We start from the raw sequence: 25857 nt of genomic DNA on the forward strand, positions 1-25857 counted from the left end.
TTTCGGGGTTCAGGTCACCGCGCCGCGGCTGGCGTCGACGTCGTAGGCCTTGTCGTCGAGTACGGCGCGCAGGATCTCGACCGCGTCCCACACATCGGCGAAGCTGGTGTACAGCGGCGTGAAGCCGAAGCGCATGATGGCGGGCTCACGGTAGTCGCCGATCACGCCGCGCGCAATCAGCGCGGCGATCACCGCGTAGCCGTGCGGGTGGGTAAAGCTGACCTGGCTGCCGCGCCGCGCATGTGCGCGCGGGGTGACCAAGTCGAGCCGATGAGCGCCGCAGCGCGCCTCCACCAGTTCGATGAACAGGTCGGTCAGCGCCAGCGACTTGGCGCGGATTGCCTCCATGTCAGTCTCTTCGAACACTTCCAGTCCGCATTCGACCAGCGCCAGCGAGACGATTGGCTGGGTGCCGCACAGGGCGCGCCCGATGCCTTCGGCGGCGGCGAACCCGGGGGCCATGGCAAATGGTGCGCGATGGCCCCACCAGCCTGCCAGCGGCTGGCAAAACGCCGCCTGGTGATGTTTCGGCACCCAGATGAAGGCCGGCGCGCCGGGCCCGCCATTGAGGTATTTGTACGTACAGCCGACAGCCAGGTCGGCGCCGGCCGCGTGCAGGTCGAGCGGCACGGCGCCGGCCGAATGGGCCAGGTCCCACAGCGTCAGTGCGCCTTGCGCGTGGGCGAGGGCGGTCAGCTGCGCCATGTCGTGCTGGTAGCCGGTGCGGTAGTTTACGTGCGTCAGCATGAGGACGGCACAGTCGGCGTCGATCGCCGCCGGCAGCGCATCGACCCTGTCGACCAGCCGCACCGAGTAGCCGCGCGCCAGCCAGGCAGCCAGGCCTTCGGCCATATAGATATCGGTCGGGAAGTTGGCGCGCTCGGTGACGATGGTGCGGCGCGCGGCGCTCGCCGGCGGGCCTTCGGCCTGCATGTTGAGTGCGGCGGCCAGCGCCTTGAACAGGTTGAGCGACGTGCTGTCGGTGATGACCACCTCGCCGGCGCGCGCACCGATCAGGGGTGCAAGGCGGTCGCCGAGGCGCTTGGGCAAGTCGAACCAGCCGGCCGTGTTCCAGCTGCGAATCAGGTCCTGGCCCCATTCGCGGGCGATGACGTCCTGGGCGCGCGCCAGTGCCGTTGTCGGACGCGCGCCGAGCGAATTGCCGTCGAGGTAAATCACGCCCTGCGGCAGGTCGAAGCGCGCCCGCAGCGGCGCCAGCAGGTCCTGCGCGTCGAGCGCCAGGCAATCGGTTCTGGTGGTCATGCTTGTCTTTGCCGAAATTTATCGCGGGGGAGTGTGCAGCAGGACAACCGCGCAGAGCCGCATTGAACGGCGCCCGAAGTGACATTTTAACAAAGAACCGCCGGACCGCCGAGCCAATAACGCCTGTCAGCACCGCGACGACAATATCCACGTTTTCCAAAAATAATTGCCGACAACCCTAAAGTTCCAGAACCCAGGGCCGTTACAGCAAGCATGGAGCAATTTTAAAAGAATTTAAATTTATTTCAAAAAACCCCTAAAGTTCTGCGAAAGCTTGACGTAACCGGTACAAGGCGACAGCAGGCTGGCGTCCAAAGCTCCGAATTTTTGTAGTTTCAAGTATCCAACTCCGCCTCGTTTTCATAGGGGCGCGACAATGACCGGTCGGTGTTTGTAAGACAAACACCGACCGGTCCGATTCGCCATTCGCCGACCAAAAATACAGTTTCTCGCCTATTTCCGAATAGTTTCCGTACGGTCACAATCTGTCTCACTGGCAACACGAGACGAAGCCAGATTTCAACGGATTCAAGGAGATGGAAATGACTGCGAACGACATGATGGCGGAAATTCGTGATGCGAACCTGAGCTACCTGATGCTCGCCCAGCAGATGATCCGTGCAGACAAGGTGACCGCCATTTTCCGCCTCGGCATTGCCGCTGACATCGCCGAACTGATCGAAGGCATGAGCAATGCCCAGATCCTCAAGCTCGCCGGCGGCAACATGATGCTGGCACGCTTCCGCTTCGACGACAGCGCCATCCTGTCGATGTTGACCAACTACAACAAGGACCGCAGCCTGGCGCAGTCGCACGCCGCCATTCTGATGGCCGGCCAGGCCGTCGAAGAAATCGCGTAGTTACTAGCAGCCTGTTGTCGCAGTTGATCAGATTCGGAGTCATGAAATGAGCAAAAAAAGCGTTGTCACGGAAGCCCAGGAAATCCAGCTGGCGATCGAGCTGATCCGGCTTGGCGCCAGATTGCAGCTGCTCGAGACCGAAGTGTCGCTGTCGCGTGAACGCTTGCTCAAGCTGTACAAGGAACTGCGCGGCATGTCGCCGCCAAAAGGCATGTTGCCGTTTTCGACCGACTGGTTCCTGACCTGGCAGCCGAACATCCATTCTTCGCTGTTTATCAATATCCACAAGTTTCTCGTCGAGCACGCCGGCGCCACTGGCATCGAAGCGGTGATGAAGGCTTATAAACTGTACCTCGAGCAAATGCCGCCCGCACCGGGCGAGGAGCCGCTGCTGTCGCTGACGCGCGCCTGGACGCTGGTGCGTTTTTTTCAGAGCAAGATGTTGTCGGTGGCGGCCTGCTCTTGCTGCCAGGGCAAGTTTGTCGTCAACTGCCTCGACCTCAACGATGGCTACCATTGCGGCCTGTGCCACATGCCTTCGCGTGCCGGCAAGACCAAGAAATCGAAAGACGCCGCCGCCGCGGCGCTGCTGCTGGCCGCGTGACCCTCGCGGTCACCGCAAAATCCAGGCTGAAGGGCAAGGCGTGAGCCTTGCCCTCCAGCCCATCTTGCGTTCACATCTTTGGCGCTCGCCCGCGGTACGGGCGCTGCTGATCCAGTGCGCCGCATTGCCGGCCTGCGCGCTGGTCGTTGCCATATTGTCTTTCATGCATGTCGACCTCGCCCTCGGCTTCTTGGCGCTGCTGCAGGGCGGCATCGCCGCCGCCCTCTGCTGGTGGCGCAAGCTGGCGCCGTGGTGGCTGGCGATCGAATTGCTGTTTGCCCCGGCGCTGCTGGCCGGCACCGGGCTGCACTTGCCGCCGTGGATTTTCCTGGCCGGCTTTATCATGCTGCTGTTGGTATATTGGTCGACCTTTCGCACCCAGGTGCCGTATTTTCCATCTGGTAAGCGCGCATGGGATGCGGTGGCGGAGCTGTTGCCGCCCGGCCGGCCTTTGTACGTGATCGACATCGGCAGCGGCCTGGGCGGCCTGGTGCTCGACCTGGCGCGGCGCCGCCCTGAATCCACCTTCGCTGGCATCGAGCTGGCGCCGCTGCCGTGGCTGGTCAGCCGGCTGCGCGCCGCGCTGGTCGGCAATAACGTGCGTTTTGCGCATGGCGACTACGAACAGCTCGACCTGGGCGACTACGATGTCGTGTTTGCCTACCTGTCGCCGGCGGCGATGGATGCGCTGTGGCGCAAGGCCAGCGCCGAGATGCGGCCCGGCTCGCTGCTGCTCAGCTATGAGTTCGGCATCGGCGCAGAACCACCCGATCTTGCGATTATGCCTACAGGGCGCGGGCCCCCGCTTTACGGTTGGCACTTTTAGGCGACATACTGACGACACCGGATCAAATACGAGGCGGTTTTACTTGCTCAACGGGCATCTTCAGGATATTGTAGTTCCTTAGAACAATTATTTTGTGGGCGCCGCGGCTTAGCTTTAGGCGCCCTTGCCATTCTTGGCATAGCGGTTAGCAACTCAATACACGTATTTACCTTCGGAGTCAGCGCCCTTGTTAGTCATCATCGGATACATCATCGTCTGTGGGTCTGTATTCGGTGGCTTCGCCGCGAGCGGCGGCCACCTGGCATCGCTGTACCAGCCGCTGGAACTGGTGATGATCGGCGGCGCCGCGCTGGGTTCTTTCTTTGTCGGCAACAACGGCAAGTCGATCAAGGCGACGATGAAAGCCTTGCCGACCCTGTTCAAGGGTTCGCGCCATACCAAGGAACTGTACATGGAGATGATGTCGCTGCTGTTCGACGTCCTCTCCAAGGTGCGCAAGGAAGGCCTGATGTCGATCGAAGGCGATATCGACAAGCCGGAAGAAAGCCCGCTGTTTTCCAAATATCCGGGCGTGCTGTCCGATCACCACATCGTCGAATTCATGACCGATTACCTTCGCCTGATGGTATCCGGCAACATGGATGCCTTTCAAATCGAAAACCTGATGGACAACGAGATCGAGACTCACCACCATGAAGGCGCCGTGCCCGGTCATTGCCTAGCCAAGCTTGGCGACGGCCTGCCCGCGTTCGGCATCGTCGCCGCGGTGATGGGCGTGGTCCACACGATGGAATCGGTCGGCATTCCGCCGGCCGAGCTCGGCATCCTGATCGCCAAGGCGCTGGTCGGCACCTTCCTCGGCATCCTGCTGGCGTACGGCTTCGTTAGTCCCTTGGCCAGCCTGCTCGAGCAGAAACTGGAAGAATCGACCAAGATGTTCCAGTGCGTGAAAGTGACATTGCTGGCCAGTCTGAACGGTTACGCGCCGGCGCTGGCGGTCGAATTCGGCCGCAAGGTGCTGTACTCGACCGAGCGCCCGACCTTCGGCGAACTCGAAGAGCACATCAAGAAGTCGAAGACCAAGTAAGCCCCTGATGCCCGTATTTTTCACTTGCCACCCCCGCCTGACCCACCTGGTGCCGCGGAGTTTCCATGGCCGATGAGGGCATGCGCCCGATAATCGTCAAACGCATCAAGAAGACGGCGGCCGGCCATCACGGCGGCGCCTGGAAAATCGCCTACGCCGACTTCGTGACGGCGATGATGGCCTTCTTCTTGCTCATGTGGCTGCTCGGCTCGACCACCAAGGGCGACCTGAACGGCATTTCCGAATTTTTCAAGACGCCGCTAAAAGTGGCCATGGCGGGCGGCTCCGGTAGTGGCGACAGCTCGTCGCTGATCCAGGGCGGCGGCAAGGACCTGACGGCGCGCACTGGCCAGGTCAAGAAGGGCGACACGCCGGCGCCCAAGAAAAGCTATGACCTGAAGGCGGCTAAAGCCGCGCTCGAGCGCGAAGAGGGCGTGCGTTTGCAGGGCTTGAAGGCGAAGATCGAGGCGACGATCGAAGCCAATCCGCTGTTAAAGAAATACAAGAACCAGCTATTGCTCGACATCACCAGCGAAGGCTTGCGGATCCAGATCGTCGACGAGCAGAACCGGCCGATGTTCGCCCTGGCGAAGGCCCAATTGCAGCCGTACACACGCGACATCTTGCACGTGATCGGTATCGTACTGAACGACGTGCCGAACAAGATCGGCCTGTCCGGGCACACCGATTCGACCCCGTACCTGTCGGACGTCGGTTACAGCAACTGGGAATTGTCGAGCGAGCGGGCGAACGCCTCGCGCCGCGAGCTGATTATCGGCGGCATGAATGAGGACAAGATCCTGCGCGTGGTCGGGCTCGCCTCGGCTGCCAACCTGGACCGCAAGGACCCGTTCAATCCGATCAATCGCCGCATCAGCATCATCGTCATGAACAAGAAAACCGAAGACACAGTCATGCGTGACAACGCCTCGCAGCAGACGCCCGACGTAGTGGTGACGCGCGATGGGGCGACGGCGACGACAACGTTACCGGCGGCGGCAAAATGATGGCCCGCGACAAAATCGGAGAAGCCGGATGACAAGAAAGAAAATACTGGGGTCGCATCTGAAGCGGCTGTTGTCGGGCGTTTCCGACCACGGCAAGAACCACTTGAGCGAAGTCGAAACCGACTTGCTGCAAACCGAATTGCTGCTCGAGGAAGCTGTCGACAAGCTCACCCGCAGCTTCATGGCGATCCATGAAGCGGTGGGCGCGCGCCAGGACAGCATCAACCTGCTGCTGGCCGGCGGCACCCCGAGCGCCGACGAAATCGCGCGCATGAAAGCGATGTCGGGCGAAGTCGGCGTGCACGTCAACAGTGCCATCACCAGCATGCAGTTCCAGGACATGACGAGCCAATTGATCGACCGCACGCTCAAACGGGTCACCGGCTTACGGGCGTTTCTGGGCACGCTCGGCACCCACAGCGCTGGCGTCAACGCCGAAACCGACAGCGAGGAAATCGTCGATCTGCTCGGCAAGGTCAGCATGGTGCTGGCGATCCAGTCGCTCGAATTACGCAGCGTACTACGCAAGGCAGTCAACCAGCAGCATCTCGAAAGCGGCGACATCGAACTGTTTTGAGGTCGCATCCACCAATCACTTTAACCGAACAAAAAAGCAGGAGCAAAAAATGGCTAAAACAATTCTCGCGGTCGACGATTCAAGCTCATTACGCCAGATGGTGGCATTCAGTCTGAAGGCGGCCGGTTACCTGGTGATCGAAGCAGTCGATGGCCAGGACGGACTCGAAAAAGCCAAGCTGCAGACCGTCGACCTGGTGCTGACGGACCAGAACATGCCGCGCATGGATGGCCTGGCGCTGATCAAGCTGCTGCGCGCCCTGCCGGCTTACCAGAAGGTGCCGATTTTGATGCTGACTACCGAATCGTCGGACGAGATGAAATCGAAGGGTCGCGCCGCCGGCGCCAATGGCTGGCTGGTCAAGCCGTTCGACCCGCAGCGCTTGATCGAAGTGGTGAAAAAAGTAATCGGCTGATGCCGCGCGAATTTAAGGAATACAGGTAAGCAATACGAGCAGGGGATACCAGTAATGACGCATCGCGACAAGGACGGAGTTTCATCATGACGATCGACATCAGCCAGTTTTTCCAGGTTTTTTTCGACGAAGCCGAAGAACTGCTGGCGGAAAAAGAACGGCTGCTGCTGGCAGTCGACATTGGCGCGCCCGACGCCGAAGATCTCAATGCGATCTTCCGTACGGCGCACTCGATCAAGGGCGGCGCGTCGACCTTCGGCCTGAACGACATGACCGAGGTGACCCACATCCTCGAGTCGCTGCTGGACCGTATCCGCAAGGGCGAAATGGCGCTCACTGCCGAACACGTCGACGCTTTTTTGGCGGCCAAGGATATCCTCAAGATGCAACTCGACGGTCACCGCAACGGCGCCGACGTCGACCAGGACGCGGTCGCCGACGTGCGCATGATGCTGCAGGAATTGTCGCAGGACGTCGTGCCGATGGCGCTGCCTCTGGTGCCGGCGTTTGTCCAGACCGAAGCCAGGCCTTTGCCTGGCGCCGGCGCGCGCCGCTTCAGGATCGAGCTGCCGAAGGTCGAGCAGCGCGACGTCAACGCGCTGGCGGCCGAACTCGGGCTGCTCGGCCGCGTTGCTGTCTCGCCGCTCGGTGGCGAGCGCCACGCCCTGATCGTGACCACCCACGAAAGCCTGGAAGACATCATCGCAATCTGCTCGTTCGTGCTCGATCCGGACGACCTGAAGGTCTTCGAGGCGCCGGCGCTTACGCCTGCGCAGCGCAACATCGAAGACGCCGAACGCGCCAGGGTCGAAAAAGAACTCGGTTACGGCTTCTTCGACCCGGACGACCCGTTCGACGCCCTTGACGCGAACTTGCAGGACGGCGCCGACGGCCTGGAGCAGACCGACGAGGAACGCGGCTACGGCTTTTTCCAGCCGATTGAACAGATTCGCGCGGCCGCCGCCAGCGCCGCCTCCGCCGTGGCGCAGGCCAAACCGCTGCCGTCCGCCAGCCGGATCGAAGCGCTCGAAATAAGCGAAGTGGCGGCCGAAAGGAAGGCCGCCGCGCGCAAGGACGAGAAGGGCGGGGGCGGCGTCCAGGGCGGCGAATCGTCGTCGATCCGCGTCTCGATCGAGAAGGTTGACCAGTTGATCAACCTGATCGGCGAACTGGTGATCACCCAGGCCATGATCGAGCAGCGCAGCGACGGCCTCGATCCGATGGTCCACGAGCGCCTGCTCGGCAGCGTGTCCCAGCTCACGCGCAACACCCGCGACCTGCAGGAAGCGGTGATGTCGATCCGGATGATGCCGATGGACTTCGTGTTCTCGCGCTTTCCGCGCATGGTGCGCGACCTGGCGGCCAAGCTGGGCAAAAAAGTCGATTTCATCACCCACGGCGCCGCCACCGAACTCGATAAAGGCCTGATCGAACGTATCGTCGACCCGCTGACCCACCTGGTGCGCAACTCGATCGACCATGGCATCGAGATGCCGGCCGCGCGGGTTGCCGCCGGCAAGACCGAGACCGGGCGATTGTTCCTGTCGGCCGGTCACCAGGGCGGCAACATCGTCATCGAAGTGTCCGACGACGGCGGCGGCCTGAGCCGCGAACGGATTTTGGCCAAGGCGGTGCAGAACGGCATCGCGGTGGCCGACAACATGAGCGACGGCGACGTCTGGCAGCTCATTTTCGCGCCCGGGTTTTCGACCGCCGAAATCGTTACCGACGTTTCCGGGCGCGGGGTCGGCATGGACGTCGTCAAGCGTAACATCACGGCCATGGGCGGCTCGGTCGAGATCCGCTCGGCCAAGGGCTTCGGCACCACCATATCGATTTCGCTGCCGCTGACGCTGGCCATTTTGGACGGCATGTCGATCCGCTGCGGCGAGGAAGTTTACATTTTGCCGCTCGGCTTCGTCGTCGAGTCGCTGCAACCGGCGCCCGAGGACATCAAGGAAATCGCCAACCGCGGACGGGTGATCAAGGTGCGCGGCGAATACCTGCCCCTGATCCCGCTGCACCAGATGTTCGAGATCGCGCCGCGCTTCACCAATCCGTGCGAAGGCATCGTCGTGATTCTGGAGGCCGACGGGCGCAAGGCCGGCCTGTTCGTCGATGACCTGGTGGGGCAGCAACAGGTGGTGGTCAAGAATCTGGAGTCGAACTATCGCAAGGTGACCGGTATTTCGGGCGCCACCATCCTCGGCGACGGTGGCGTGTCGCTGATCCTCGACGTATCGGCACTGATGCGTTCTTCGCGCCAGCTGGCCGACGACGTCGTGTTTTCGTAATCGCCTGATTGACTGTTTTCTTGATTCGTCATTTATTTATTCACCCTTCTTTCGCAATAAACCAGGATAGGAAATTACCATGTCGATGACATCCACCAGCAACAACGCCGCTCACGCTCACGACGGCGCAGGCAGCGAGTTCCTCGCCTTCACGCTCGGCTCCGAAGAGTACGGCATCGACATCCTGAAAGTGCAGGAAATCCGCGGCTACGAAGCGGTCACGCGGATCGCCAATGCCCCCGAATTCATCAAGGGCGTGATCAACCTGCGCGGCATCATTATCCCGGTGGTCGACATGCGCATCAAGTTCAACCTCGGCACGCCCGTGTACGACCAGTTTACCGTCGTCATCATCCTCAATATCAGCGGGCGCATCATGGGCATGGTGGTCGACAGCGTGTCGGACGTGACGACGCTCTCGCCCGACCAGGTCAAGCCGGCGCCGGAAATGGGCACGGCGTTCAATTCGGACTACCTGATCGGCCTGGGCACGATCGACGAGCGCATGCTGATCCTGGTCGACATCGACAAGCTGATGTCGTCGGGCGAGATGGGCCTGATCGAAAAAATCGCCGCCTGAACCAAATAGGCCATTGCAAGGCAGGTAAGGTACCCCTTCAAACAGTTCTCGCACGACCTACAAGGTGAAGCAACGTGTCGCAAATCAAAGTGGAATCTGCCAAGGAATTCATTTTCACCAAGAGTGATTTTGAACGGGTCCGTGCGCTGATCTACAAACGGGCCGGCATCTCGCTGGCCGACAGCAAGCAGGAAATGGTCTACAGCCGCATCGCGCGGCGACTGCGCGCCACCGGCATCGTGTCGTTTTCGACCTATCTCGACCAGCTCGAGGCCGGCCGGCTGGGCGACGAATGGGAGGCGTTCACCAATGCCCTGACCACCAACCTGACGTCGTTCTTTCGCGAGGCGCATCACTTCCCACTGCTGGCCGAACACGTCAGGCGCCTCGAGGGCGGGCCGATCACGATCTGGTGTTCGGCCAGTTCGACGGGCGAAGAGCCGTATTCGATCGCCATGACGGTGTGCGAGGCATTCAACAGCCTCACCCCGCCGGTGCAGATCATTGCCACCGACATCGACACCAACGTGCTGGCGGTCGGCGCGCAAGGCGTGTACGGCTTCGAGCGGCTCGACAAGATGGCGCCTGAACGGGCCAAGCGATTTTTCCTGCGCGGCAAGGGCGAGCAGGAAGGCATGGTGCGGGTGCGCCCGGAACTGCGCCAGCTCGTCACCTTCAAGCCGCTCAACCTGCTGGGCGACGGCTGGCCGCTTACCGGCCAGTTCGACGTGATTTTCTGCCGTAACGTGATGATTTATTTTGACAAGGCGACCCAGCGCAAGATTCTGGCGCGTTTTGTACCGCTGATGAAGCCGCATGGATTGCTGTTTGCCGGCCACTCGGAAAATTTTATGTACGTCTCGGACGCGCTCAAACTGCGTGGCAAGACGGTGTATGAACTCGACGAAGGGCGTTCCGGCGTCAGGTAGCCGTAGCGAAATAATAAGACACCATGAACTTAAGTGAACAATTTGCCACCAACGTCTATTACGACCGGACGTTCAACTGCGATGCGGCGAAGATCTTGCCCGGTGAATATTTCCACACCAGCCAGGACATGCTGATCGTCACGGTGCTCGGTTCTTGCGTGTCGGCCTGCATCCGCGACCGCGTTACCGGCCAGGGCGGCATGAACCACTTCATGCTGCCTGACGGCGGCGGCAGCGACAGCAACAGCCCGGTATCGGCGTCGATGCGTTACGGCACCTACGCGATGGAAGTATTGATCAACGAACTACTTAAAAGCGGCGCGCGGCGCGAAAACCTGGAAGCGAAAGTGTTCGGCGGCGGCGCCGTGCTCAAGGGTTTCACCGCAATCAACGTCGGCGGGCGCAACGCCGCCTTTGTCATCAGCTACCTGAAGACGGAGCGCATCCGCGTGCTGGCCGAAGACCTGAACGACATTTACCCGCGCAAAGTGTATTTTTTTCCGCGCACCGGCAAGGTGCTGGTCAAAAAACTGATGCAAACCCATAACGACACGCTGGCGCGTCGCGAGTTCGATTATGCCAGCCGCCTCAAGGTGGCGCCCGTCGGCGGCGAGATCGACCTGTTTTGAAGATGAAGGCACGGATTATGAACAACAACTCATGAAGAACATCGTATGAAGATCAAGGTACTGATCGTGGACGACTCCGCGCTGATCCGCAGCGTCATGAGCGAAATCATTTCCAGCCAGCCGGACATGGAAGTGGTCGGCGTGGCGCCAGACCCGCTGGTGGCGCGTGAGCTGATCAAGCAGACCAACCCGGACGTGCTCACGCTCGACGTCGAGATGCCCAAGATGGACGGCCTCGACTTTCTCGAAAAACTGATGCGGCTGCGGCCGATGCCGGTGCTGATGGTGTCGTCGCTGACCGAGCGCGGCTCCGAGATCACCATGCGCGCGCTCGAACTGGGCGCGGTCGACTTCGTCACCAAGCCGAAGATTTCGATCCAGAGCGGGATGCGCGAATACACCGAGCTGATCGCCGACAAGATCCGCGCCGCCGCCCGCGCCCGCATCAAGCCGCGCACCCTGACGCCAGCGAAGACGGCGGACGCGCTGCCGCAGATCCGCAACCCGCTGACCTCGTCGGAAAAGCTGATCATCATCGGCGCCTCCACCGGCGGCACCGAGGCGATCCGCGAATTCTTGATGCAGATGCCGTCGGACTGTCCCGGCATCCTGATCGCCCAGCACATGCCGGAAGGTTTCACCACATCGTTCGCGCGCCGCCTCGATTCGCTGTGCAGGATCAGCGTGCGCGAAGCGGCCGGCGAGGAGCGGGTGCTGCCCGGCCACGCCTACATCGCGCCCGGCCACTCGCACCTGATGCTGGCGCGCTCGGGCGCCAACTACATCACCCGCATCGACCAGGCCGACCCGGTCAACCGGCACCGGCCCTCGGTCGACGTGCTGTTTCGCTCGGCCGCGCTGGCCGCCGGCAAGAACGCGGTCGGCGTGATCCTGACCGGGATGGGCAAGGATGGCGCGCTCGGCATGCTCGAGATGAAAAACGCCGGTGCCTATAATTTCGCCCAGGATGAGGCGTCCTGCGTTGTATTCGGCATGCCGCGCGAAGCGATCGCGGTCGGCGCCACCCACGAAGTTGGCCCGTTGACGGAGCTGCCGGGCAGGGTTCTTCATTATCTAGCAACACATGGCGGCCGGTCGTTGCGTGTTTGACCGCATAAACCATGTTTCCTTGTGAGTTTAATCGCCGCAGGGCAACAAAAATGCTATCCTGAACGCGGCTTCGACGGAATGAAGCACTGTTTCAATAACCATAAGTAAGAGAATCGACGGAGTAATTCATGGCTGATCCAAAAATGCGCTTTTTAGTTGTTGACGATTTCTCGACAATGCGCCGCATTGTCCGGAATTTGTTGAAGGAACTGGGATACGCGAACGTTGACGAAGCCGAAGATGGCGTGATGGGCCTGGCCAAGCTGCGCAGCGAGACCTTCGACTTTGTGGTGTCCGACTGGAACATGCCGAATATGGACGGCCTGACGATGTTGCAGAATATCCGTGCCGACCCGGCACTGTGCAAGCTACCGGTGCTGATGGTGACCGCCGAAGCGAAAAAAGAAAACATCATTGCAGCGGCCCAGGCCGGCGCCAGCGGCTACGTCGTCAAGCCTTTCACCGCCGCCACGCTCGATGAAAAGCTCAACAAGATTTTTGAGAAACTCGAAAAAGCCGGAGCTTGAAATGGGTAAGCAGCTTACCGGTGACGCCATCCTGACGGAAGGCGCCTTGGTTCCAGCGATGGAAGCGCACGACGAGTTCATGAGCCGTATCGGCCACATGACGCGTGCGCTGCACGAAAGCCTGCGCGGGCTCGGTCTCGACAAATTGATCGAAAAAGCCGCCAGCGACATCCCGGATGCGCGCGACCGCCTCGACTACGTGGCGCGGCTGTCCGAGCAGGCCGCCCAGAAGGTGCTCAACGCAACCGACGCGGCCAGCCCGCTGCAGGACCACATCGACAGCGGCGCGCAGCAACTGTCGGCGGCGTGGAACGCGCTGCAGGACGACCCGGCCACCAGTGACGCCCAATGGCGCGAACTGGCCGGGCGCACCGTGGCCAGTCTGGAAGGCATGCGCGGCGCCACCGTCGACACCAAGACCTACCTGATGGACATCATGATGGCCCAGGACTTCCAGGACCTGACCGGGCAGGTGATCACCAAAGTGACCAGCATCGCCCACAATCTTGAACGCCAGCTGGTGCAGATGCTGGTCGATTTCGCGCCGGCCGAATTGAAGCGGGAGATCGACAACGGCCTGCTCAACGGACCGCAAATCAATCCAAACGGCAACCACGACGTGGTGGCCGACCAGGGCCAGGTCGACGACCTGCTGGACAGCCTCGGCTTCTGATTTTCTCCCGCAGCAGTAACGCCGAAACGATTTTTCGATATGCATCACACCAATTTCATCGTCCGTGAGCCGCTGCTCGATCCGAAGCAGCGGGTGATTGGCTACGAGCTGTCGTGGAAGCTCGACGACAGCTTGCCGGTGACCGATGCCGCGCTCGAAGCGCTGGTCGGCTTTGTCGCCGAGCACCTCATCGATAAGGAACGTGGCTGGCTGCTGCGCGACAAGATCCTGTTCCTCGACGCGGTGCCGCCGATGTTGTCGACCGACGCGCTGCACGCCATGCCGCCCGAGCGCACGGTGCTGAGGATGAAGGCGGCCGACATGGCCGACCCGGACACGTTGTCGGCGGTGCAGGGGCTGCGCGCGGGCGGCGTCGGCATTTCGGTGCGCGACGGCAACCTTGGCAACCTTGGCAAAAAGCTCGGCAAAAACATCGGCTTGAGTGCCTCGTACGTTGAAGTGCGGTTTTCCAGCGTCGATGTTGCTGCCCAGGCCCGCACCTACGCCGCGCTCAAGCAGTCGACGGTGCGGATGGTGGGGCGGCCGGTGACGACCTGGGCCGATTTCGACGCCTGCGCCGCGCTCGGGCTCGACGCTTTCGTCGGCAAGCTGCACCTGACGCCGCGCCCGGGCAATCCGGTCAATGGCATGAACCCGGCCCAGGCCATCATTTTGCAGCTGATGCAAATGGTCACGGCGAACGAAGACATCCCGAAAATCGAAGGCGTGCTCAAGCGCGATCCGGCGCTGTCGTACAAGCTGCTGCGCTTCATCAATTCGGCCGGCTTCGGCAGCGGGCGCGAGATCCAGTCGCTGCGCCAGGCCATCAGCCTGCTCGGCTACGCGCCGCTGTACCGCTGGCTGACCTTGCTGCTGGCCACCGCCAGCACCAGCGGCTATTCGCCGGTGCTGATGGAGACGGCGGTGGTGCGCGGCCGGCTCGCCGAGCTGCTCGGCGCCACGGCGCTAGGGCGCGGCGAGGGCGAGAACCTGTTCGTCGCCGGCATGTTCTCGCTGCTCGACCGCCTGCTCGGGCTGCCGATGAAAGAGGTGCTCGACACCATCTTGCTGCCCAACGAAGTGGTGCGCGCGCTGCTCACGCGCGGCGGCATGTACGGGCCCTACCTGGCGTTGGCCGAAGCATGCGAACTCGATTCGAACCTGGTCGCCTCGCTGGCCAGGTCGCTCGGCCTCTCCCCGCTGGACGTCAACAAGGCCCACCTGTCGGCGCTGGCGTGGGCGCAGAACGTCAGCGCGTAGTCAGTTCGCTGTAGTTGACTGCGCCGGGCCGAGCAGCTATATCGATGTTCGCGAGCTCGGCGCACCCGCTACCGAGAGGACGGCGGCGGACAGGTTTTTCGATCGTCAACGGTAACGCTCAACGCATCGCTAACGCCAACCCTCAAATCTCCAGGTTGTCGATCAACCGCGTCGTACCCAGCCTGGCGGCGGCCAGCACCACCAGCGGCGCGCCCTGCGCCAGGTCGCCGGCCGACGGCACCTGCAGGTCGGATTGCTTGCGCACCGAGATGTAGTCCGGCTGCCAGCCGCGTTTGGCCAGGCGGTCCATCGCCTGGCGCTCGAGTTCAAAAATGTCGAGGTGGCCGGCGCGCATTTCACCCGCCACCATGTTCAAGTTCTGATACAGCGCAGGCGCTTCCTGGCGCTCGGACTCCGACAAATACATGTTGCGCGACGACAGGGCCAGGCCGTCCTCGGCCCGATACGTCTCGGCGGCGATGATTTCGGTGGGCAGCGCAAACTGGCGGCTCATGTTGCGAACGATCATCAGCTGCTGGTAGTCTTTTTTGCCGAACACGGCAACCCGCGGACCCACACAGGAAAACAGCTTCAGCACCACCGTCGTCACGCCGCTGAAGAAGCCAGGCCGGAACTCGCCCTCGAGCGTGTTGCCGAGGTCGTCAGGCGGGCGCACGCGGAATTCCTGCGGCTCAGGGTACAGGTCTTTTTCGGTCGGCGCGAACAGCACGTACACGCCCTCCTTTTCGAGTTTGTCGACGTCGCTCTGGAAGGTGCGCGGATATTTCTCGAAGTCTTCGTTCGGGCCGAATTGCAGGCGGTTGACGAAGATGGAGGCCACCACCGGGTCGCCGTGCTTGCGCGCCAGGCGCATCAGCGACAAGTGGCCTTCGTGCAGGTTGCCCATAGTCGGCACGAAGGCGGTGCGCAGTTGACCGCTCAGCTGGTCACGCAGTTCTTCGATAGAGGAGATAATTTTCATGGGTCGGTCGCCGATGGCGCTCAAGTCAAGTTAGTCAATGGAATCGGGGCGTCAGACCGGCGAGTAGGCCAGCCGGACGTAGATCGGTGCGAACGGCTCGGCCTGGGTAATCTCGATCAGGGTTTCCTTGGCCAGTTCGAGCATCGCCACGAAGTGGACGACGACGATCGGCACGCCACCCTGGCCGGCGAACAGGTCGCCGAATTCGACGAAACGGCTTGACTGCAATTGCCGCAGGATCGACGACATGTGTTCGCGCACCGACAGCTCCTGGCGGCTGATCCGGTGGTGCTGGGTCAGCTTCGAGCGCTTGATCACGTCGAGCCAGGCCCGCTGCAGGTCGGCGGCGTCGACCTCCGGCCAGGTCGGTATGTTGCTTTGTTCGACGAACAACTGCGGCCGGGTGAAGTCGCGCTCCAACTGCGGCACCGCATTGAGGGCGTAGGCGGCCACCTTGATCTGCTCGTAGTCGAGCAGGCGGCGCACCAGTTCCGCGCGCGGGTCGCCGACATCGGCGTCGAGTTCAAGATGGCGCTGTGGCAGCAGCATGCGCGACTTGATCTCGATGAGCATCGCCGCCATCAACAGGTACTCGGCCGCCAGTTCCAGGTTGTGCAGGCGGATCTGGTCGACATACTTCAGGTATTGCAGGGTGACCTGCGCCATCGGGATGTCGAGGATGTTGAAGTTCTGCCTGCGGATCAGATAGAGCAGCAGGTCGAGCGGACCTTCGAAGGCGTCGAGGAAAATTTCGAGCGCGTCCGGCGGGATGAACAGGTCGGACGGCATCTGCAGTATCGGCTCGCCGTACAGGCGCGCCCGCGCCGCAATGTCGGGAACAAAGCTCGCCGCCTGGGCGTCAGGCAAGTCGGCGGGGTTGGACAGAACCGCCGCCGCCTCGTCCGGCATCATCTCGTCGACCTTGTCAGCTTACTTGTTCTGGTACACGTAGGCTTGTTGCTTGATGCGCGACTCGGCGCTGAGGTCCTGCTCCGGCAAGGTGGTCGATGCCTTGTCCCACAGCAGGGCGCGGCCTTCGCGCTGGCCGGCTTCGATGGCCGGGTTGGCGGCTTTAAGCGCCTTGATGAACAGCGTATGCTCGGATTCGTACATCTGGTGCTGGTTGCTCAGTTTCATGGGTACTCGATAGTGTTGCGGGTAATTTATTCTACCGCGAGTGGGGGGCCACCGGCCTTCCCAAGGGGGCGGCTATTATTTGTGCAGCGCGTTCAGTTCGCGCGCGATGATGTCGTGGTTGAGCCACACCACCGCGGCGATTTTCTCGGCGACGGCATGGAACATCAGCGGGCCGGTGCTCTCGAGTACCAGCGAACTGAGATGGTCGGTGATCAGTTCCTTGCGGTCCTTGTGCAACTTGGTTATTTCGTCCGAGGTGCCGATCATGACGTCGGCCAGCGCCGGCGTATTGTCCATCGGCCAGGCGTCGACATTCCGGAAGCTGGCGCTGGTCGGGTCGTTGTTGTACGTCTCGATCTTCTCGAGCAGCGATTCGACAGTGACGCCGTCTTCCAGCAAGCCCTGGCAGATTGCCCATTGCTGGTCGACCCAGGCGCCGCCGCCTTCTTTTTTCAACGCCGCCAGCAGCGGGAACAGCGACAGTTCGACGCCGGCGAAAATATCGGACGAATTGGTGCGGATTTCGGGGCAGTTGAACACGGTGGCGCTGATGCCCTGGGCCCACGCCGCTTCGGCAACGCTCTCGAGGCGCATCTTGGCATAGCCCTGGGTGTAGTTGGTGTAGGTCTGCCAACGGTATTGCCCGTCGATCAAGATCTCGGTGCCGTGGTAGCCGTAGGCGCTGTAGCGCACTTCGCCGCCGGCAGCCGTCACGCGGTTGCGGATGGCGGCGCTGGCGTGGATCAGGTGCTGCAAGGTGTTGGCGGTGACTTCATCGAAGTTCATCAGGATCAGCTTGCCGAGGTCGCTCTCGAGCAGGGCGCGCGAGGACATGAAGCGCTCGCCGCGGCCCTTGTAGATGCGGTTGGCGATCGCCAGGAAGGCTTTCACTTTCGGGATGCCACCGGCCATGGTGTGAGCGAAAAAGACGTTGGCGCCCGCGGGCACCAGCTTGTCGATTTCGGCCATGACGATGGCGGCCGAAGCAGTGAACCGCTGCACGCCGGCCTGGCGGCACGCTTCGATGCGGTCCCAGTCGAGCTTTTCTTCCTGCCAGTTTTTCAGCGTCAGACCGGACAGCATCTCGGTTGGGTTGGGGCCGCCGTCAGGCGTGTCGAGGTCGAAGCCGGCCATCATCGGCTCGTTGATGATGCGCCCGCCCAGCTTGGCTTCCGCTTCCGCCAGCTCTTCGTCGTTCAACGCGCGCAGCGCGTTGTTCTCGTCGCGCCTGCCAACGGTGATGCCGACGATCGTCATGCCCGCCTTGCGTGCCTCGTCGATCAGGCCGTTGGCATAGCCGCGGCCGAACAGTTCGCCGAACAGGACGAACACGTCGCCCTTGCGAAACAGGTTCGCTTGCGGGACATGCCTCAAAGAAGTCAATTCAGTCATGGGAGAGGTCGCTTTTCAAATGTTGGCGCGTCATGGCGCGGGTTTCTCATCAAGAGTGCGCATTATAACGCCGTGCGGGGTGCGGAAACCACTTCGTGGTCCCGCGCAAATAGGGCCACTGCGATGCAAGGAAAACGGCGGTAGCCGGCCGTACAAAACAATGGGGTCAGGCCCGTTTGATGTTCGCCAAAATACGATTATGCCGACGAATAAACGGGTCAGACCCCTTGGATTTTCCTTCGATTTAACGGATACGCATGCCCGGCTTGGCGCCCGGCCACGGCTCCAGCACGTACAGCCCCGGATCGGCTTTTTCGTCGGCGGCGGAAGCGCACAGCACCATGCCCTCGGACACGCCGAACTTCATCTTGCGCGGTGCCAGGTTGGCCACCAGCACGGTCAGCTTGCCGATCAATTGTTCTGGCTGGTAGGCCGACTTGATGCCGCTGAACACATTGCGCAGGCGGCCTTCGCCGACGTCGAGCGTCAGGCGCAGCAGCTTGTCGGAGCCGTCGACCTGTTCGCAGTTGACGATCTTGGCGATGCGCAAGTCGATCTTGGTGAAGTCGTCGATCTTGATTTCGCTCGCCAGTTCTTCGATGCCTTCCGCCGGCGCAGCAATGGCAACCGCGGCAACCGCGGCAGGGCGATCGAACAATTCCTCGACCATCTTGGCGTCGACCCGCTGCATCAGGTGGTTGTAGGCGAAAATCTCGCGCCCTAACATCGATTCGTACACCGCCGCGCCGCCCGTGTCGCGCCACGCATAGGCGTCGTCGCCGAGGAACTCGGCCACGCGGGTGGCGACCTGCGGCAGCACTGGCGAGAGCATGATCGTCAGCTGGCGGAACAGGATCAGCGCCGTGGTGCAGACGTCGTGCAGCTCGGCGCTTTTTTCGGGATCCTTGGCCAGGATCCACGGCTTGTTCTCGTCGACGTACTGGTTGGTGATGTCGGCAATTTCCATGATTTCGCGCAGCGCCTTGCCGTATTCGCGGTGATCGAAATTGGCGGCGATATTGGCCTGGCGTTCGGCGCCGTTCACCGTCAACGCGCGGCCGATCCATTGCTGCGCCTTTGGCGACAGCGTGCTGGCCAGCTTGCCGTCGAATTTCTTGGCAATAAAACCGGCGCAGCGGCTGGCGATGTTGATGTACTTGCCGATCAGGTCGCTGTTGACGCGCGCCACGAAGTCGTCGCCATTAAAATCCAGGTCTTCGACCTTGGCGTTGAGCTTGAAACCGATGTAATAACGCAGCCATTCCGGGTTCATGCCCAGTTGCAGGTAGCGCAGCGGCGAAATGCCGGTGCCGCGCGACTTCGACATTTTTTCGTTGTTGACCGTCAGGTGGCCGTGCACGGCCACCTTCAGCTTGTCGATGATCGGGTGCCCGGCAAAATTGAGCATTGCCGGCCAGAACAGCAGGTGGAAGGAGACGATGTCCTTGCCGATAAAATGGACCTGCTCGGTGGCCGGGTCGTTCAGCAGCGCGTCGAAGTCGATGCCATTTTTGCCGCAATAGTTCTTCAGGCTGGCCAGGTAGCCGACCGGCGCGTCCAGCCAGACATAAAAGAACTTGCCGGGCGCATCGGGAATCGGGATGCCGAAATACGGCGCATCGCGCGAGATGTCCCAATCGGCCAGCTTTTCACCGGCAACGCCTAACCACTCGGACACCTTGTTGACCATTTCCGGCTGCAGCCGGCCAGGCGTGTTTAGCCACTCTTTGAGGAAGGTGTAGCAGCGCGGGTCCGACAGCGCGAAAAAATACTGCTCGGACGGTTTCATGATCGGCGTGGAGCCGGTAAACACCGAAAACGGATTGACCAGCTCGGTCGGCTGGTAAGCCGCGCCGCACACTTCGCAATTGTCGCCGTACTGGTCCTTGGCGTGGCATACCGGGCACTCGCCCTTGATGTTGCGGTCGGCCAGGAACATGCCCTTGACCGGGTCGTAGAAGCGGTCCACCACCTTGGTGACGATCAGGCCGGCATCGCGCAGCTTGCGGTAAATACCCTGCGACAGCTCGACGTTTTCGGGCGAATCGGTCGAATACCAGTTATCGAAGCCGATGTGGAAGCCGTCCAGGTATTGCTGGCGGCCGGCGGCGATCTTGGCAACGAACTGCTGCGGCGTGATGCCTTCCTTTTCGGCGGCGATCATGATCGGCGTGCCGTGGGTGTCGTCAGCGCAAACGAAATGCACCTCGCGCTTGGCGTCGCCGTCACGCTGCATTCGCTGAAAACGTACCCAGATATCGGCCTGGATATACTCCATCATGTGGCCGATGTGGAAGGCTGCGTTGGCGTAAGGCAGGGCGGTAGTAACGAACAGCTTGCGGGTCATGGTCGAAATACGCTTTTGTGAGAGGAAAACAAGCATTTTACCAGTGCTTGAGGCCAACGCACGCGGCTTGGCCGCCGGTTTGCCATTTCGGCAAGCGGCTGCCTCCTGCCTCCCGCCGATTTGCGCTAAACTTCGGCATCACATCCGGAGACTTTCATGAGCATTACAGCAGAAGACGTCAAGGCAGCGCTGGCCGCGGTCATCGACCCGAACACCCAAAAAGACTTCGTTTCGTCGAAGTGCGTCAAAAATATCAAGTTCGACGGCGCCGACGTCGCGCTCGACATCGAACTGGGCTACCCGGCCAAAAGCCAGCTGGCGATGATTGCCGCCAGCGTCACGCGCGCGCTGCAGGCGATGCCGGGCGTGGGCAAGGTCAGCGTCAACGTCAATACGAAAATTATTTCGCACACCGTGCAGCGCGGCCTGAAATTGATGCCTAACGTCAAAAACATCATCGCCGTGGCGTCCGGCAAAGGCGGCGTCGGCAAGTCGACCACTGCGGTCAACCTGGCGCTGGCGCTGGCGGCCGAGGGCGCCAGCGTCGGCGTGCTGGACGCCGACATCTACGGCCCGTCGCAGCCGATGATGCTGGGCATTAGCGGCCGTCCGGAATCCGCCGACGGCAAGACCATGGAGCCGCTCGAAAACCACGGCCTGCAAGTGTCGTCGATCGGCTTCATGATCGATCCCGACGAGCCGATGGTGTGGCGCGGCCCGATGGTCACCCAGGCGCTGCAGCAACTGCTGGAACAGACCAACTGGCGCGACCTCGATTACCTGATCGTCGACATGCCGCCCGGCACCGGCGACATCCAGTTGACCTTGTCGCAGAAAGTGCCTGTCACCGGCGCCGTCATCGTCACGACCCCGCAGGACATCGCGCTGCTCGACGCCCGCAAGGGCCTCAAAATGTTCGAGAAAGTCGGCATCCCGATCCTCGGCGTGGTCGAAAACATGAGCACCCACATCTGCTCGAACTGCGGCCACACCGAAGCCATCTTCGGCCACGGCGGCGGCGAAAAAATGTGCCGGGACTTCGGTGTCGAATTTCTCGGCGCCTTGCCGTTGACGATGGCGATCCGCGAACAGACCGATTCGGGCACGCCGACCGTGGTGGCCGAGCCGGACGGCCCGATCGCGCAGATTTACAAGGACATTGCGCGCAAGGTGGCAGTCAAGATCGCCGAAAAGGCGAAGGACATGACGAGCAAGTTCCCGAGCATTGTCATCAAGAACGATTGATCTACCCACCTGAGCGACTCACCTGAGGACACTGGCATGCGTATTCCCTACAAACAAATCATCGTGGCAGTGGCAACGAGCGGCATCGCCGGCCTGGCGCTGGCGCAATCGGTCAGTTTCCTCGCACCCGCCGACGGCGCCACCATCAGCAGCCCGTTCAAGTAAGTGGTGCGCGCCGGCCAGCCCGGCGCTCACTTCCTGGTGTCAACTAGCTTACGCGTCGTATCTTCGCGCACGCGGAAATCCAATGTGCCAGCCCCCTCGTTAGCGTGGTTCGACGGCAGCCGTTGCCAAGCAACCGCGCACTTGCGCTTTTTGCGCACCTTCACCCGCCCGACCCAACATCATGAAAATCGACACCATCCGCCAGCGCCTGCGCGCCTTCGGCGCCCAGCCCCTGCACGAACAGCGCGTACTGCGCGACTGGGTCAGGCTGCAACCCCACGACCAGGGCCGCCGCCGCGCCGTCGACTTTCTTCCCAAAAGCGTGCGCGAAGCACTGCCGGCGTTTGATGTGGAGCTGCACGCCATGGCGCAACTGATCAGCCAACACCCAAGCGACGACGGCGCGGCGCGCCTGCTGGTCGGCCTGCTTGACGGCCAATCGGTCGAAACCGTGCTGCTGCCGCGCGACGGCGTGTGCGTGTCGAGCCAGGTTGGCTGCGCGGTCGGCTGCCAGTTCTGCATGACCGGGCGCGACGGCCTGATCCGGCAGGTGACGAGTGGCGAAATCGTCGCCCAGGTGGTGCTGGCGCGCAGTCAGCGGCTGGTCAAAAAAGTCGTCTTCATGGGCATGGGCGAACCCGCGCACAATCTGGACAATGTGATGGAAGCGATCGAGCTGCTCGGCACCGAGGGAGATATCGGCCACAAGAACCTGGTGTTTTCGACCGTCGGCGACGTCCGCGCCTTTGAGCGCCTGGCCGCAGGCCCGGTAAAACCCGCGCTGGCCTTGTCGCTGCACACCACCAAGGCCAGCCTGCGCGAAGTGCTGCTGCCACGCGCACCGCGCCTCACCCCGCGCGAACTGGTCGAGCATGGCGAGCGCTATGCCCGGCTGACAGGCTATCCGGTGCAGTTCCAGTGGACCCTGTTAGAGGGCGTCAACGACGGGATCGATGAGATGGACGGCATCGTCGAGTTATTAAAGGGCAAGCACGCGGTGCTCAACATGATTCCGTACAACACGATTCCGGATCTTGCGTTTAAGCGCCCGAGCTGGGAGCGGGCAAGGGCGCTGGCGGCAAAATTGCATCAGCGCGGCGTACTGACCAAGCTGCGTGATTCGGCGGGGCAGGATGTCGACGGGGGGTGTGGGCAGTTGCGGGCGCGGGCTGCTAGTTCGCGCAGCATTCCAATCCGTCGCGTTTCGTAATCGGCGTCATTGCAACGCGATCTGCCCCGACAACCTTAGTTGCTTTTTGAGACGGAACGCGACTGTCAAGGCGGTTTTCGGTTCGCCATCAGGACTTTCTTGAAGTGGCGAAAATAGATTCAGTGCAGCGATGCTGACACAAATTAATCCTTGCTGTGCCGCGCGCGGCTGTGCCTGAGGCAAGGACGTCCACACCCGGACGCCAGCTTTGCGTGCTGATGTCCCGTTGCAGATCGTCGCCCCCAGTGCCGGATATAGAAGGTTGGTTATTTCACCCGCACCACCACCATCCGCAAAAAACTCGCCACACTCGCCACCGCCGCAAAGCCCGCCGCCAACGCCAGCGCGTAGCGCGCACCGTACTGGCCCGACAAGATAAAGCAGTAAGCCACCAGCGCAGCCCCGGTCGCCTGCCCGATCAGCCGCGACATTGCCACCATGCCGCTGGCACTGCCGCCGCGCTCGGGCGGCGCGCTAACCATGAAGGCTTTTAAATTGGGCGCCTGGAAGAATCCAAAACCGATGCCGCACAAGCCCATGCGCCAGCCGATGTCCCACGCCGAGGGCGCATCCGGCATCAGCAGCAAGGTGACCAGCCCGAGCGCTAACGCGGCCAGCCCGATGCCGCCCAGTACGCCGGGCGAATAACGCTCGCACAGGCGCCCGGCAATCGGCGCCATGACGCCGACCAGGACCGCCCACGGCGCCATCAAAAAACCGGTGTCGATCGGCGAGCGGCCCAGCGTCGTTTCGAAATAAAACGGCAGCGCGACGAAAGCCAGGCTTTGTGCCGAAAACGTGCAGACGGCGGTCAGCGTAGCCAATGCGAACATGGGCCGGCGCAGCAGGTCGACCGGCAGCATCGGCGCCGCATGCGCCGCTTGGCGGTGCAGCAGCAAAGCAAAGCAGAGCGCCGCGCCGAGTATTTCGGGCAGCAGGGTGGTCATGCTGGCCTGGTGGGCGGCGTCGCCCAGGGCCAGTATCAACAAGCCGAATGCGCCGACGTTGTAGACGGCAGTCAGCGCGTCGACCTGGTGGCTGGCGCGTTTTGTCGCCGGCAGGACGCGCCGGCCAAAAAAGAAAGCAACGACGCCGAGCGGCACGTTGATGGCGAACAGCCACGGCCAGGGCGCGACGGACAGGATCAGCGAGGCGGCGGTCGGGCCGATGGCGAACGCCACTGCCACCACCAGCGAATTGATGCCGAACGCGCGTCCCTGCAAGTGAGCCGGATAGATCGAGCGCAGCATGGCCGTGTTGACGGACATGATGGCGCTGGCGCCGACGCCCTGGATCAGCCGCGCGGCCACCAGTGACGGCAGCGACCAGGCCAGGGCGCAAAACAGGGACGCGAGCGTAAACAGCGCCAGGCCGGCGATACATACACGCCGGTAGCCGATCGTCTCGCCCAGGGCGGCAAACGGCAGCAAGGTCGCCACCATCGCCAGATGGTAGGCATTGACGATCCACACCGATGCGGCAGGCGTCGTTTGCAACTGCCTGGCGATCGCCGGCAAGGCGGTGTTGGCGATCGCCGTGTCGAGAGAGGCCATGCCGACGCCGATGGCGAGCGACATGATCGCCCATTGGCGTGCTGCCGGGGGCAGTCCGTCGGCATCGGCCGGGGCAGGCAGGGATTCTGGCAATCGTTGGGACAGCATGCTTTTTCCGATCGCGGCAATAGGGGAGTGCGGTATTGTGCCCGGAAAACCGATGCTCTGCCGGTGCTGCGGTCTGCCGAGGCCGTCTTAAGAAATAACATCAATTGCAACTGCTGCACTTCATATTGACGCGCGCACGATTGAATTCTCAATCGTGTTCGTCTCGACAATCGTTTAATCGGCGCATAGACTTAACGCTATTTTAAGAACAGGAAAACCTCATGCAATCGGAGGATTTGGAGACAAAGAGCGGTATCCGCAGCTTTGTTGCCGCGCCTCTGCCCTTGGCGCAGGAAGAGCAGGCGCGCGCCGACACGTACGGCCTGATCGCGCGGCTGCTGCTGGTGCCGCCCGACGACGCGCTGCTGGCCAGCCTGGCCGGTGCCGACGCCAGCTTTGGCGCAAGTGAATCGCCCGATTCCGACCAGCCGCTCGAGCGCGCCTGGCTTGGCTTGTCGCTTGCCGCGCGCCAGATCCCGGGCGCGGCCGTGCGCGACGAATTTACCGAGCTGTTCATCAGCACCAGCATCCCCAAAATCAATCCCTACGGTTCGCTGTACCTGGCCGGCTTTTTGCACGAAAAGCCGCTGGCGGCGCTGCGCACCGACCTGGCGCACCTGGGTCTTGCGCGCCGCGCCGGCGCGCTCGAAACGGAAGACCATCTTGGCGCCTTGTGCGAAACCATGCGCCGCATGATCCTGGGCGGCCAGGGCGCGCCGCGCCAGCCTTTGGCGCGCCAGCAGGAGTTCTTCGAAGTCCACATCGCGACCTGGTCGGGCGCTTGCCTCGAGCACCTGCGTCAGGCCGACGGCGCCCGGTTTTACGGCGTGCTGGCGGACTTCGTCGTGGCGTATTTCGATATCGAGCGCGCAGCGTTCGACGTGGCGAGCGACTTCGCCCCCGACTGATCAACCCTCGCGCAAAGCCTGAAGTGGAAAACGACATGGACAAGCAGATGGATACGCAGATAGACACGCAGACAGATACGCAAATAAGCAAGGTCAGGGATAGAGACAAAGGCCAGCCGGTCGACTTGAGGCGGCGCGGCTTTCTGCGCGCCGCCGGCGGCGCCGGCGCGCTCGGCGCGCTCGCTGCGGCGGCCGGCCAGGCGGCGGC

At 62.0% G+C, this 25857-nt stretch carries 26 protein-coding genes; 19 read left to right on the forward strand and 7 right to left on the reverse strand.

The genetic code is table 11. From position 1 onward, the window contains the following. Nucleotides 1-9: 9 nt before the first annotated feature. Nucleotides 10-1263, reverse strand: coding sequence for a kynureninase (gene kynU, locus CR103_RS13445; RefSeq protein WP_099916490.1), 1254 nt, complete (start codon nucleotides 1261-1263; stop codon nucleotides 10-12). Between the two features lie 542 nt (nucleotides 1264-1805). On the opposite strand from kynU, the gene flhD reads away from it, so the two are divergent. The 15 genes from flhD to CR103_RS13520 all read left to right on the forward strand — a co-directional run bounded on the left by flhD (nucleotide 1806) and on the right by CR103_RS13520 (nucleotide 14602). Beyond that, nucleotides 1806-2123 carry a flagellar transcriptional regulator FlhD gene (gene flhD / locus CR103_RS13450; RefSeq protein WP_099787901.1) on the forward strand — a complete coding sequence of 106 codons (318 nt, stop codon included), beginning with the start codon at nucleotides 1806-1808 and terminating at the stop codon, nucleotides 2121-2123. A gap of 46 nt (nucleotides 2124-2169) precedes the next feature. Continuing rightward, a complete protein-coding gene (gene flhC, locus CR103_RS13455; RefSeq protein ID WP_099916491.1) occupies nucleotides 2170-2727 on the forward strand; it encodes a flagellar transcriptional regulator FlhC in 558 nt (185 codons plus the stop codon). Nucleotides 2728-2791: 64 nt separating this feature from the next. After that, the gene (locus tag CR103_RS13460) at nucleotides 2792-3553 is read left to right on the forward strand and encodes a class I SAM-dependent methyltransferase (protein ID WP_370659442.1); all 762 of its coding nucleotides are present in this window, start codon (nucleotides 2792-2794) and stop codon (nucleotides 3551-3553) included. A 187-nt stretch (nucleotides 3554-3740) separates the two neighbouring features. Continuing rightward, on the forward strand, nucleotides 3741-4601 hold the full coding sequence (motA, locus tag CR103_RS13465; RefSeq protein ID WP_099916493.1) for a flagellar motor stator protein MotA: 861 nt from the start codon (nucleotides 3741-3743) through the stop codon (nucleotides 4599-4601). A 65-nt stretch (nucleotides 4602-4666) separates the two neighbouring features. Continuing rightward, nucleotides 4667-5608, forward strand: a complete 942-nt coding sequence (gene motB / locus CR103_RS13470; protein WP_099916494.1) for a flagellar motor protein MotB — start codon at nucleotides 4667-4669, stop codon at nucleotides 5606-5608. A gap of 28 nt (nucleotides 5609-5636) precedes the next feature. Then, the gene (locus CR103_RS13475) at nucleotides 5637-6185 is read left to right on the forward strand and encodes a chemotaxis protein (protein WP_099916495.1); all 549 of its coding nucleotides are present in this window, start codon (nucleotides 5637-5639) and stop codon (nucleotides 6183-6185) included. 49 nt (nucleotides 6186-6234) lie between these two features. Further along, nucleotides 6235-6600, forward strand: coding sequence for a response regulator (locus CR103_RS13480; protein WP_099916496.1), 366 nt, complete (start codon nucleotides 6235-6237; stop codon nucleotides 6598-6600). Between the two features lie 86 nt (nucleotides 6601-6686). Continuing rightward, complete coding sequence (gene cheA / locus CR103_RS13485) at nucleotides 6687-8894, forward strand: chemotaxis protein CheA (protein ID WP_099916497.1); 2208 nt, start codon at nucleotides 6687-6689, stop codon at nucleotides 8892-8894. Nucleotides 8895-8973: 79 nt separating this feature from the next. Then, on the forward strand, nucleotides 8974-9474 hold the full coding sequence (locus CR103_RS13490; protein ID WP_099916498.1) for a chemotaxis protein CheW: 501 nt from the start codon (nucleotides 8974-8976) through the stop codon (nucleotides 9472-9474). A gap of 74 nt (nucleotides 9475-9548) precedes the next feature. Continuing rightward, nucleotides 9549-10403: a CheR family methyltransferase gene (locus CR103_RS13495; protein WP_099916499.1), complete on the forward strand. Its 855-nt coding sequence runs from the start codon at nucleotides 9549-9551 to the stop codon at nucleotides 10401-10403. Between the two features lie 23 nt (nucleotides 10404-10426). Next, nucleotides 10427-11032 carry a chemoreceptor glutamine deamidase CheD gene (cheD, locus tag CR103_RS13500; protein WP_099916500.1) on the forward strand — a complete coding sequence of 202 codons (606 nt, stop codon included), beginning with the start codon at nucleotides 10427-10429 and terminating at the stop codon, nucleotides 11030-11032. A 45-nt stretch (nucleotides 11033-11077) separates the two neighbouring features. After that, the gene (locus CR103_RS13505; protein ID WP_099916501.1) at nucleotides 11078-12142 is read left to right on the forward strand and encodes a protein-glutamate methylesterase/protein-glutamine glutaminase; all 1065 of its coding nucleotides are present in this window, start codon (nucleotides 11078-11080) and stop codon (nucleotides 12140-12142) included. 128 nt (nucleotides 12143-12270) lie between these two features. Beyond that, nucleotides 12271-12669, forward strand: coding sequence for a chemotaxis response regulator CheY (gene cheY / locus CR103_RS13510; RefSeq protein WP_099916502.1), 399 nt, complete (start codon nucleotides 12271-12273; stop codon nucleotides 12667-12669). A gap of 1 nt (nucleotide 12670) precedes the next feature. Beyond that, nucleotides 12671-13342 (forward strand): protein phosphatase CheZ, encoded by a 672-nt coding sequence (gene cheZ, locus CR103_RS13515; RefSeq protein ID WP_099916503.1) that lies wholly within the window; start codon nucleotides 12671-12673, stop codon nucleotides 13340-13342. 39 nt (nucleotides 13343-13381) lie between these two features. Continuing rightward, on the forward strand, nucleotides 13382-14602 hold the full coding sequence (locus CR103_RS13520; RefSeq protein ID WP_099916504.1) for an EAL and HDOD domain-containing protein: 1221 nt from the start codon (nucleotides 13382-13384) through the stop codon (nucleotides 14600-14602). Nucleotides 14603-14744: 142 nt separating this feature from the next. Here the strand turns inward: CR103_RS13520 and panC are convergent, their stop codons facing one another. From panC to metG, 5 genes are all read right to left on the reverse strand, one after another. Next, nucleotides 14745-15584, reverse strand: a complete 840-nt coding sequence (panC, locus tag CR103_RS13525) for a pantoate--beta-alanine ligase (RefSeq protein ID WP_099916505.1) — start codon at nucleotides 15582-15584, stop codon at nucleotides 14745-14747. Between the two features lie 51 nt (nucleotides 15585-15635). Beyond that, entirely contained in the window at nucleotides 15636-16496 is an 861-nt protein-coding gene (locus CR103_RS13530; RefSeq protein ID WP_099916506.1) for a segregation and condensation protein A, read from the reverse strand. An 18-nt stretch (nucleotides 16497-16514) separates the two neighbouring features. Then, on the reverse strand, nucleotides 16515-16721 hold the full coding sequence (locus tag CR103_RS13535) for a DUF3460 family protein (protein ID WP_099916507.1): 207 nt from the start codon (nucleotides 16719-16721) through the stop codon (nucleotides 16515-16517). A 75-nt stretch (nucleotides 16722-16796) separates the two neighbouring features. Continuing rightward, a complete protein-coding gene (locus CR103_RS13540) occupies nucleotides 16797-18113 on the reverse strand; it encodes an enoyl ACP reductase FabMG family protein (RefSeq protein WP_099916508.1) in 1317 nt (438 codons plus the stop codon). Between the two features lie 244 nt (nucleotides 18114-18357). Further along, nucleotides 18358-20460 (reverse strand): methionine--tRNA ligase, encoded by a 2103-nt coding sequence (gene metG, locus CR103_RS13545; RefSeq protein ID WP_099916509.1) that lies wholly within the window; start codon nucleotides 20458-20460, stop codon nucleotides 18358-18360. 156 nt (nucleotides 20461-20616) lie between these two features. On the opposite strand from metG, the gene apbC reads away from it, so the two are divergent. The 3 genes from apbC to CR103_RS13555 all read left to right on the forward strand — a co-directional run bounded on the left by apbC (nucleotide 20617) and on the right by CR103_RS13555 (nucleotide 23080). Beyond that, nucleotides 20617-21705 carry an iron-sulfur cluster carrier protein ApbC gene (apbC, locus tag CR103_RS13550; protein ID WP_099916510.1) on the forward strand — a complete coding sequence of 363 codons (1089 nt, stop codon included), beginning with the start codon at nucleotides 20617-20619 and terminating at the stop codon, nucleotides 21703-21705. Between the two features lie 36 nt (nucleotides 21706-21741). Further along, complete coding sequence (locus tag CR103_RS23860; RefSeq protein ID WP_267873994.1) at nucleotides 21742-21870, forward strand: hypothetical protein; 129 nt, start codon at nucleotides 21742-21744, stop codon at nucleotides 21868-21870. A 181-nt stretch (nucleotides 21871-22051) separates the two neighbouring features. After that, nucleotides 22052-23080 carry an RNA methyltransferase gene (locus CR103_RS13555; protein ID WP_099916511.1) on the forward strand — a complete coding sequence of 343 codons (1029 nt, stop codon included), beginning with the start codon at nucleotides 22052-22054 and terminating at the stop codon, nucleotides 23078-23080. Nucleotides 23081-23346: 266 nt separating this feature from the next. On the opposite strand, the gene CR103_RS13560 is transcribed toward CR103_RS13555, so the two are convergent. Further along, nucleotides 23347-24741 carry an MFS transporter gene (locus CR103_RS13560; protein WP_099916512.1) on the reverse strand — a complete coding sequence of 465 codons (1395 nt, stop codon included), beginning with the start codon at nucleotides 24739-24741 and terminating at the stop codon, nucleotides 23347-23349. A gap of 221 nt (nucleotides 24742-24962) precedes the next feature. Between CR103_RS13560 and CR103_RS13565 the strand changes: the two genes are divergently transcribed. Continuing rightward, a complete protein-coding gene (locus tag CR103_RS13565) occupies nucleotides 24963-25649 on the forward strand; it encodes a TorD/DmsD family molecular chaperone (protein ID WP_099916513.1) in 687 nt (228 codons plus the stop codon). Nucleotides 25650-25857 lie beyond the last annotated feature (208 nt).

Origin of the sequence: Massilia psychrophila (assembly GCF_002760665.1) — a bacterium.
GTDB lineage: Bacteria > Pseudomonadota > Gammaproteobacteria > Burkholderiales > Burkholderiaceae_D > JAFCUW01.